Consider the following 9551-nt stretch of genomic DNA (forward strand, 5'->3'; position numbering starts at 1 on the left):
ATGTAGAGGTGGGGATTTCGCATTTCTTGGTTTAAAGGTATGGTTTTGCTTAGGTTCGTGCCTACGCTTGAAGCTATGACTATGGTACAATAACGGGTAGAGGTGATTGTGAACGTATGTTTTTGAAACGAATTGAACTCACAGGTTTCAAATCCTTTGCGGACAAAACAGAAATGGAGTTTGTTCGTGGTATAACTGCTGTTGTTGGACCTAATGGGAGTGGGAAAAGTAACATTTCCGACGGCATACGCTGGGTTTTAGGTGAACAAAGCGCGAAGTCACTACGTGGCGGTAAAATGGAAGACATTATTTTTGCAGGAAGCGATGCACGTAAAGCGGTGAACTACAGTGAGGTTTCGTTAACGTTAGACAATAATGATCAAGCCTTACCTCTTGATTTTAGTGAGGTTACGGTAACGAGAAGAGTACATCGTAGTGGTGAAAGTGAATATATGATTAATAAGCAGTCTTGCCGATTAAAGGATATTACAGAGTTATTTATGGATACAGGGATCGGTAAAGAGGCTTATTCAATTATTGGACAAGGTCGAATTGAAGAAATTTTAAGTACGAGATCAGAGGATCGTCGTGGAATTTTTGAGGAAGCCTCTGGTATTGTTAAATACAAAAGTCGTAAAAGAGAAGCGAAGCGTAAGCTAGATGAGACTGAGCAAAATTTATTGCGGATTCATGATTTAATTAGTGAATTAGAGGATCAAATTAACCCACTCAAGGAGCAGTCTGAAAAGGCACTAAAATATAAAGCTTTACGTGAGCAGCTAAAAGAACGTGAAATTGCATTATACGTATACCAAATTGGTCAGATCCATCACAATTGGAGTGAAGCTAACGAGCAGTTAGGTAAGCTGAATGAACAAAAGCTTGCCTTATCGACGGTGGTGTCCACCCATGATGCAAAGCTTGAAAATGACCGACTTGCTTTGCGGAAAATAGAAGAGGAAATTGAAGTTTTACAAAATGATTTGCTTCAGTATACCGAAGGCTTTGAGAAGACGGAAGGTCAAAGGGACGTTTTAAAAGAACGCACCCGTAACCTAATGCAAAATGAAGCTCAGCTTCAAGAGACGATCTCTATGAATGAAGAACGTTATGCCACGCGTCTTGCAGAGCTAGAGGAAGTGAAGTCTAAATATACTTTGGCAGAGGAAGCGCTTAAGGTTTTACGTCAGGAGCTTTCGGCAGAGGAAGCAAAGCTTATTTCTGTTACGGGTGGCATTAGTCAAGAGCAGGAGGAGGGCTTAAAGGGTCAACTGCTTGAGATTATTAACCAAATGGCACAAGCACGTAATGAAATTCATTATGCGGAGCAGCAAAAGGAAAGCCTCCATAAGCGTATGTCCCGATCAGAAGAAGAGGGGACCAAGTGGCAAAGTGAGCTAGAGCGTTTAAAAGAAAGAAAAGCAGAAATCAATGAGCGACTTCAGAGTCATACAAAAGAAATTACTCAAATTCGAAATGAATATATTACTCAAAGTGAGCGTGTGCAATCGTTACAAAAGTTAGTTGAGGATAGTAAAAACGGGATCTCAAAATGGCAGCAAAAGCGGGAAGGTCTTGTTTCTCGCCGAGATACGATGAAGGAAATGGAGCAGGATTTTGATGGCTTTATTGTTGGTGTTAAGGAAGTGCTTAAAGCGGCACGAAAATCAGTGCTTCATGGTGTCCATGGTGCCGTTGCAGAATTAATTACTGTTCCTGAAAAGCTAGAGGTAGCAGTTGAAACCGCTCTTGGTGCAGCGATGCAGCATATCGTCATGGAAAATGAGCAAACGGCAAGACAAGCGATTTCCTTTCTAAAGCAACGTCAGCTTGGCCGTGCGACATTTTTGCCACTGGATGTTATTCGCCCAAGGCAAATTTCAGCAAGCGACCGTAAGCAACTAGAGGGTTTAGAAGGCTTTATCGGTGTTGGAGTAGAACTGGTTTCCTTTGATGCTAAATATGGTGATATAGTAGGAAGTTTACTTGGGAGCGTTATTTTTGCCAACACTTTGGAGCAAGCTAACAAAATGGCAGCACGTTTGCAATATCGTTTCCGAATCGTCACACTAGAGGGAGATGTGGTTAACGCCGGTGGATCGATGACTGGCGGAAGTCAACATCGTAAAAATAGTAATTTGCTTGGTCGTAAACGTCAGCTTGAGCAGCTTGATCAAGATATAAAAGAAGCAGATGACATGGTGATCAAGCTCAAAAAATCACTTGAAGATGTTCACCAGCAGCTTCGTCAAACAGAGGAGCAGCTAGAGCACTTGCGGCAGTCTGGAGATAAAAAGCGTACAGAGGAGCAAGCAGCTGCAAGTGATTTGAAGCAAATTGATCATGAGTGGCGCCATGTTTCTGAGCAGTTTGAGCTGTATGGTCAAGAAAAAGGACATTATTTAAATGAGCTAAAGCAGCTTGAGGAAAGTAAGATAAAGGCTGAGGCTATGAAAGCGCAGCTAGAGCAGCAGGAGGCACAAATTCATCAAGCGATCCATGCGGCTGAATTTGCCCGCAAAGCTAACGAATCTGCCAAAGAGGAATTGCAGGATATGCTTACCTCCTTAAAGGTAAGAGAAGGTAAGCTGGATCAGGAATGTGCTTCCCTTCGTCAGCAGTTTCAACGCTCCGAAGCAGATTGTAAAGAGATGTTTACGAGTTTAGAGCAAAATCGTAAAATTCTTGCTTCGATTAAAGTGGATTTAGCCCAAATTGAGCAGACAAGTGTACAACAAATCGAACAACTAAACGAATTCAAGCTCAAAAAGGCAAGCAGTAGTGAGGAGCTAGAATTAAAACGTGCGTCGCGTTTAGCTTATGTGAAGAAGTTAGAAGAGGGCGAAAATGAAACAAAAGAGCAACGTACCGCGCTGAAAACAGTAGAGGAGCAATTACGTACGATTGAAATTCAAGTCAATCGCTTGGATGTGGAGCTAGACAATATTTTACGTAAACTAAGTGACGAATATGAGCTGAGCTATGAATTGGCGAAATCTCGTTACCCGGTACCGGAGCAGGTTGATGAAGCACAAGCCGAGGTGAAGGAGTTAAAACGAAGTATCTCAATGCTTGGCGAGGTTAATTTAGGGGCAATTGAGGAATATGAGCGCGTGTCAGAACGCTACGACTTTTTAAGTGAACAAAAAAATGATCTAGTCGAAGCCAAAACGACTTTATATCAAGTAATATATGAAATGGATGAAGAAATGTCTAAACGGTTTAAAGCAACCTTTGATGAAATTAGACGTGAGTTTGCTATTGTGTTTACGAAGCTTTTTGGTGGTGGACGAGCAGATTTAATATTGGTTGATCCCACGAACCTGCTCGAAACAGGGATAGATGTCGTTGCACAGCCACCAGGTAAAAAGCTACAGAATCTACAGCTCCTTTCAGGCGGAGAACGTGCTTTAACCGCTATGGCTTTATTATTTGCGATTTTACAGGTGAAGCCAGTGCCGTTTTGTGTGCTAGATGAGGTTGAGGCAGCGCTAGATGAAGCTAATGTGGTGAGGTTTGCCCAATATTTACGGGAATTTAGTGAACAGACACAGTTTATTGTTGTTACGCATCGTAAAGGCACGATGGAGGAAGCCGATGTTTTATATGGCGTTACGATGGAGGAAGGCGGCGTTTCCAAGCTTGTGTCTGTTAAGCTAGAGGATGAGGATAGCATTGAAATTGCATAATGATCGCATATGAATTGTATAAAATTCCCCTAGTATTTATTATAAGCTCAATTTAATAGCTGTTATGAGAGTTTTGATTTTGAGCCATTTTGAAAGGATGATATTATGAGTTTCTTCAAGAAGCTAAAAGAAAGCATTACATCTACAACAGAAAATATTACGAAACAGTTTAAAGATGGGCTAGAGAAAAGTCGGAAGGGCTTTGTAGAAAAAGTAACACAGCTCATTACAGGACGTAAAAAAATAGATGAAGAATTTTTTGAAGAGCTTGAAGAAATTTTGATCGGGGCCGATGTTGGTGTCAATACAGTAATGAACTTAATTGATGAGCTTCGTGATGAAGTGAAGAGATCTCGAATTGAGGATCCAGCAGACCTACAGCCAATATTAACAGAAAAGCTGGTAGAGCTTCTTCGTAGTGATGAAGATAACGGGCTAAACTTAAATCCAGATGGGATTTCAGTTATACTATTTGTAGGGGTAAATGGCGTTGGGAAAACAACTACGATTGGTAAGCTCGCCCATTACTATAAGCAGCAAGGGAAAAAGGTCATTATGGCAGCGGGAGATACATTTCGTGCTGGTGCAATCGAGCAGTTAGAGGTGTGGGGAGAACGTGTAGGTGTTGAGGTAATTAAGCAGCAAGCAGGCGCTGATCCTGCGGCCGTAATGTTTGATGCAGTACAGGCGGCTAAGCAACGTGGAGCGGATATATTACTTTGTGATACAGCGGGAAGATTGCAAAACAAAACAAACCTAATGGAAGAATTAAATAAAATATTCCGTGTCATTCAACGTGAAATTCCATCTGCTCCGCATGAGGTGCTTATGGTACTGGATGCCACAACAGGCCAAAATGCTTTAAGTCAAGCTAAACTATTTGGTGAAAAAAGCAGTGTAACAGGGCTTGTATTAACGAAGCTGGATGGAACCGCAAAAGGTGGAATTGTTATTGCAATTCGTCAAGAACTAAGTCTGCCAGTAAAATTAGTAGGTCTTGGTGAAAAGATGGATGACCTACAACCATTTGATTCAGCGCAATTTGTACATGGTTTGTTTGATGGTTTAATTGTAGAGGAAGACACCGAACAACAAGAGACGGTATAACATAGAGTACATTTGTATTTTTTGCGAAAATAAAGGAGGTGCATGTGAGATGGCTAATACACACACATATGAACCAAAGGAAGAGATTGCCAATGCGATTACGCATGGGATTGGGGCGTTATTAAGTTTAGCAGGGCTGGTATTACTTATTGTGTTTGCCAGTATAAAAGGGACAGCTTGGCATGTCGTGAGCTTTACGGTTTATGGGGTAAGTATGCTGTTGCTTTATTCATGCTCTACTTTAGTGCATAGCTTTAAGGAAGGGAAGGTTAAAGATTTATTTGAAATCTTTGATCACTCTTCGATTTACATTTATATTGCAGGAACCTATACCCCGTTTATGCTGATCGCCGCTCGTGGACCATTAGGCTGGACGTTGTTTGGGATTGTGTGGGGGATCGCGATTGTAGGTGTCGTGTTTAAAGCTTTTTTTGTAAAACGATTCCTGTTTATGTCCACTATTTTTTATCTGATCATGGGATGGCTAATTGTATTTGCATGGGGCCCATTAACTGCGGCTGTGCCTGCACCTGGTATGGCGCTTCTCGTCATTGGCGGGGTATTGTATAGCTTAGGGACCATCTTTTATGTATGGCGTGGCTTCCCGTATCATCATGCTATTTGGCATCTGTTTGTCTTGGCGGCAAGCATCGTTCATTTCTTTGCGATTTTGCTTTATTTATTGCCTGTTTGATAAAGGGATTAATATTTTAAAAAAAGATTAGGATGTTAAGGGAATTTCCTTGACATCCTGATTTTGTTCTTGTATGATAAAGAACGTTGATACGCTGTAAAGTGTTTTTCCTTGACGGAGGGAGTGCCCATATGAGTCAAGAGAATAAGCTTGAGAAAACGAATCGGGTCAACCTATTGTTTGACTTTTATGAGAAGTTGCTAACAGATAAGCAGCAGACCTTTTTAAAATATTATTTCCATGATGATTTTTCATTAGGGGAAATCGCAGCAGAATTTGAGATCAGTCGTCAGGCTGTATATGAACATATTAAACGTGCAGAAGGCATGCTTGAAAATTATGAAGAAAAGCTGGAATTGCTACATAAGCATGAACAACGTACAGCTTTGTTTGAACAGGCGAAGAAGCTATTATCGGAGAGCGAATTGTCTACGGAACAACAAACTGAGCTGGAGTTTTTGCTTAAAGAGATGCATCAGCTATAATAGATATTGTACAAGTTATGATGGTTGGAGGTGACGATATATGGCTTTTGAAGGATTGACAAGCCGTCTGCAAAATGTATTTAGTAAATTGCGTGGCAGAGGGAAAGTTTCCGAAGAGGATGTCAATACAGCGATGAGAGAGGTAAGACTTGCATTGCTGGAGGCCGACGTCAACTTTAAGGTTGTTAAAGATTTCATAGCAAAAGTGAAAGAAAAGTCTGTTGGTAGTGAAGTGATGGATAGCTTTACACCAGGTATGGTTATTATTGATATCGTCAATAAGGAATTAACAGAGTTAATGGGTGGAAGTCAATCAAAATTGGCTAAAAGTAATAAACCACCAACAGTTATTCTTATGGCGGGTTTGCAAGGGGCGGGTAAAACGACAACTTCTGCTAAACTAGCGAAGTTATTGTTAAAAGGTAATCACCGTCCACTTCTTGTAGCGGGTGATATTTATCGTCCTGCTGCGATTAAACAATTGCAAGTATTAGGCGAGCAGATTAAAGTCCCTGTGTTTACACTTCCTGAGGGAAATAGTCCTGTTAAAATTGCATCCGACGCATTACAACATGCAAAAGACAATAACAATGACTATTTAATTATTGATACTGCGGGTCGTTTGCATGTAGATGAAGAGTTGATGGAAGAAATTCGCCAGATTCATGAGGTTACACAACCAGATGAAGTTTTGTTGGTTGTTGATGCGATGACAGGGCAAGATGCAGTAAATGTTGCCGATAGCTTTAATAAGCAATTATCACTTACGGGTGTAGTGCTTACGAAGCTGGATGGAGATACACGTGGTGGTGCAGCTTTATCTGTTAAAGCAGTGACAGGTTGTCCAATCAAATTTGCTGCATTAGGTGAAAAGATTGATGCTTTAGAGCCGTTCCATCCTGAGCGGATGGCTTCCCGTATTTTGGGTATGGGCGATATGTTATCCTTGATCGAGAAGGCACAAGCGGAGATTGATACTGACAAAGCAAAAGAAATGGAACGTAAAATGCGTAATGCTGAGTTTACGTTTGATGATTTCTTAGAGCAGATGGCACAAGTCAAGAAGCTTGGACCGATTGATCAAATTATGGATATGATTCCTGGTATGGGCAAAATGAAGCAAATGCAGGATGTCAAAGTGGATGAAAAGCAGATGGATCGTGTTGAAGCGATTGTACATTCCATGACAAAGCAAGAAAAGCAAAATCCTGACATGATTAATCATAATCGCCGAAAGCGGATTGCTGCTGGAAGTGGAACTAATTTAGCGGACGTTAATCGCTTAATTAAGCAATTTGATGAAATGCGACGGATGATGAAGCAATTATCTGGCATGATGGGCTCAAAGGGTAAAGGCAACAAAATGCTAAAACAAATGCAAGGTAAAGCCGGTAAGGGTGGTTTTAAGTTCCCTTTTCGTTAATAAATAAAGGCTAGTTTATCTTTTGAAGGAGGTGAATTTCGTGGCAGTTCGTATTCGTTTGAAACGTATTGGTGCTCATAAAGCGCCTTTCTATCGCATCGTGGTATCGAATTCTCGTTCCCCGCGTGACGGTCGTTTTATCGAGGAGATTGGTTACTACAATCCAGTTGCTAATCCAGCAGTTGTTAACATCGATGAAGAAAAAGCGTTGAAATGGTTGCAAGATGGAGCACAAGCATCTGACACCGTTCGCAACTTGCTCAGCAAAGCAGGCGTAATGAAGAAATTTCATGAGTCTAAATTACAAAAGTAATCATTGCTGATTTCGGAGGGTCTATATGGAACAATTAGTCAGCGTTATTGCGAAGGCTCTTGTTGATCATCCGGACGATGTTCGTGTGGAGATCGTGGAGAAGGAACACCTGATTGTTTATGAGCTAACTGTACATCCTGATGATGTGGGGAAAGTCATTGGCAAGCAAGGAAGAATTGCCAAGTCCCTCCGCACAGTTGTAGCATCGGCAGCCGTTAAGATGGATAAGCGGGTTACCGTTGATATCATCTCTTAAAGTTATACGAAAGTGGGTTAGGATGAATTCCTAGCCCTTTTTCGTTCAATTATAAGGATATTCATGTTCACAAAGTTGTAGGAGGTATGTATGGCAGAACAGCAATTTTTGACAGTGGGTAAAATTGTGAATACGCATGGGATTCGTGGCGATCTAAAGGTTTTGTTGAACACTGATTTTCCGGATGTTCGTTTTGCGCCTAAAAGCAATTTAAGCCTTTTTCACCCAGAAAGTGGTGCTAAAGTAGATGTGAAGGTAGCAGCTTCAAGACCTCTTAAAGGAATGTACCTAGTACGTTTTGAAGGTTTTGATAACATTAATTTAGTTGAAAAATTCAAAGGGTATGAAATTAAGGTTACGAAGGATAATACCGTCCCACTTGAGGAAGGTGAATATTACTATCATCAAATTATCGGCTGTCGTGTAGTTGGTGATGATGGAGCGGATTTAGGTGTGATTGAAGAAATTCTCCGTCCAGGGGCAAATGATGTTTGGACAGTAAAAATGCCAAATGGAAAACCGTTGCTCCTTCCTGTAATCGATGATGTTGTTTTAGATGTGGACGTTGAGCAAAAAATTGTGAAGGTTCATTTAATGGAAGGGCTGTTATAATGATGAGAATGGATGTTCTCACTTTGTTTCCAGAAATGTTCGAGGGTGTATTTGGCTCTAGCATTTTAGGTAAAGCACAACAAAAAGGGATTATAGCTCTAAACGCGATTAATTTCCGTGAATATGCAGGCAATAAGCATTGTACGGTGGATGATATGCCTTATGGTGGCGGTGGTGGAATGGTCCTGAAGGCGGAACCTATTTTTGCTGCGGTTGAGGATTTACTTGCTAAGCAAGCTGCTAACACGATAGAAGCGACTGCTTTGGCTGCCGATGTTGCTTCCGATGATCATGGGGGAGGTGTGGCAACTGTCAAAGCACCACGGATTATTTTAATGTGTCCGCAGGGGGAAACCTTTACACAACGTAAAGCAGAGGAGCTAGCCCAAGAAGACCACCTTATTTTTATTTGCGGTCATTATGAAGGTTATGATGAACGGATTCGTGAACATCTAGTAACCGATGAAATTTCAATTGGTGATTATGTGCTAACTGGTGGAGAACTACCTGCGATGACCGTCATAGATAGCGTATCTAGGTTGTTGCCAGGGGTGCTTGGAAATGCGAGTAGTGCTGTAAGTGATTCCTTTAGTACAGGGTTGCTTGAATATCCTCATTATACTCGCCCTGCGGAGTTTAGAGGATGGAAGGTTCCAGATGTATTAATTAGTGGGCATCATGCCAATGTAGCGGTGTGGCGCCGTCAGGAAGCACTTCGTCGTACATTTGAACGTCGTCCTGATTTGCTGGAGAAAATTGAGCTGTCAAAGCAAGATATAGCCTTCATCAATGGGCTAAAGCTTGAAAAACAGCAGCAGGGCAATGCCAATGAGCTTGACTAAAACGATAAATAGATAAAGAGCTATTTCCTACTGGTTTTGATATGCTCCCATCATAGTAGACAGTAGAAAAAACAAAAATTCTACTTCTACCATGATGGGAGTTTTTATAGTGTCTAAAAGAAGCAAGATT

9 protein-coding genes are annotated in these 9551 nt (G+C 41.2%); all 9 read left to right on the forward strand.

What is annotated here, in order from left to right; all coding sequences use genetic code 11:
• The first annotated feature begins 116 nt into the window (after nucleotides 1–116).
• The 9 genes from smc to trmD all read left to right on the forward strand — a co-directional run bounded on the left by smc (nucleotide 117) and on the right by trmD (nucleotide 9421).
• Nucleotides 117–3689, forward strand: coding sequence for a chromosome segregation protein SMC (gene smc, locus J2Z32_RS19645; protein ID WP_210090895.1), 3573 nt, complete (start codon nucleotides 117–119; stop codon nucleotides 3687–3689).
• Nucleotides 3690–3794: 105 nt separating this feature from the next.
• Nucleotides 3795–4796 (forward strand): signal recognition particle-docking protein FtsY, encoded by a 1002-nt coding sequence (gene ftsY, locus J2Z32_RS19650; RefSeq protein ID WP_210090896.1) that lies wholly within the window; start codon nucleotides 3795–3797, stop codon nucleotides 4794–4796.
• A 49-nt stretch (nucleotides 4797–4845) separates the two neighbouring features.
• Nucleotides 4846–5490, forward strand: a complete 645-nt coding sequence (trhA, locus tag J2Z32_RS19655; protein WP_210090897.1) for a PAQR family membrane homeostasis protein TrhA — start codon at nucleotides 4846–4848, stop codon at nucleotides 5488–5490.
• Nucleotides 5491–5621: 131 nt separating this feature from the next.
• Nucleotides 5622–5975, forward strand: a complete 354-nt coding sequence (locus J2Z32_RS19660; protein ID WP_210090898.1) for a putative DNA-binding protein — start codon at nucleotides 5622–5624, stop codon at nucleotides 5973–5975.
• Nucleotides 5976–6015: 40 nt separating this feature from the next.
• Entirely contained in the window at nucleotides 6016–7398 is a 1383-nt protein-coding gene (ffh, locus tag J2Z32_RS19665) for a signal recognition particle protein (RefSeq protein WP_210090899.1), read from the forward strand.
• Nucleotides 7399–7438: 40 nt separating this feature from the next.
• On the forward strand, nucleotides 7439–7711 hold the full coding sequence (gene rpsP, locus J2Z32_RS19670; RefSeq protein ID WP_210090900.1) for a 30S ribosomal protein S16: 273 nt from the start codon (nucleotides 7439–7441) through the stop codon (nucleotides 7709–7711).
• 25 nt (nucleotides 7712–7736) lie between these two features.
• Nucleotides 7737–7967: a KH domain-containing protein gene (locus tag J2Z32_RS19675; protein ID WP_210090901.1), complete on the forward strand. Its 231-nt coding sequence runs from the start codon at nucleotides 7737–7739 to the stop codon at nucleotides 7965–7967.
• Between the two features lie 90 nt (nucleotides 7968–8057).
• On the forward strand, nucleotides 8058–8579 hold the full coding sequence (rimM, locus tag J2Z32_RS19680; RefSeq protein WP_210090902.1) for a ribosome maturation factor RimM: 522 nt from the start codon (nucleotides 8058–8060) through the stop codon (nucleotides 8577–8579).
• A 2-nt stretch (nucleotides 8580–8581) separates the two neighbouring features.
• On the forward strand, nucleotides 8582–9421 hold the full coding sequence (trmD, locus tag J2Z32_RS19685) for a tRNA (guanosine(37)-N1)-methyltransferase TrmD (protein ID WP_210090910.1): 840 nt from the start codon (nucleotides 8582–8584) through the stop codon (nucleotides 9419–9421).
• Nucleotides 9422–9551 lie beyond the last annotated feature (130 nt).

The sequence above is a fragment of the Paenibacillus turicensis genome, assembly GCF_017873435.1.
Taxonomy (GTDB): Bacteria; Bacillota; Bacilli; order Paenibacillales; family Paenibacillaceae; genus Fontibacillus; species Fontibacillus turicensis.

Coding starts and splice junctions, on each gene's coding strand:
- J2Z32_RS19675 (WP_210090901.1), top strand. CDS start 7,737: ATGGAACAATTAGTCAGCGTTATTGCGAAGGCTCTTGTTGATCATCCG.
- smc (WP_210090895.1), top strand. CDS start 117: ATGTTTTTGAAACGAATTGAACTCACAGGTTTCAAATCCTTTGCGGAC.
- ffh (WP_210090899.1), top strand. CDS start 6,016: ATGGCTTTTGAAGGATTGACAAGCCGTCTGCAAAATGTATTTAGTAAA.
- trmD (WP_210090910.1), top strand. CDS start 8,582: ATGAGAATGGATGTTCTCACTTTGTTTCCAGAAATGTTCGAGGGTGTA.
- rimM (WP_210090902.1), top strand. CDS start 8,058: ATGGCAGAACAGCAATTTTTGACAGTGGGTAAAATTGTGAATACGCAT.
- trhA (WP_210090897.1), top strand. CDS start 4,846: ATGGCTAATACACACACATATGAACCAAAGGAAGAGATTGCCAATGCG.
- J2Z32_RS19660 (WP_210090898.1), top strand. CDS start 5,622: ATGAGTCAAGAGAATAAGCTTGAGAAAACGAATCGGGTCAACCTATTG.
- ftsY (WP_210090896.1), top strand. CDS start 3,795: ATGAGTTTCTTCAAGAAGCTAAAAGAAAGCATTACATCTACAACAGAA.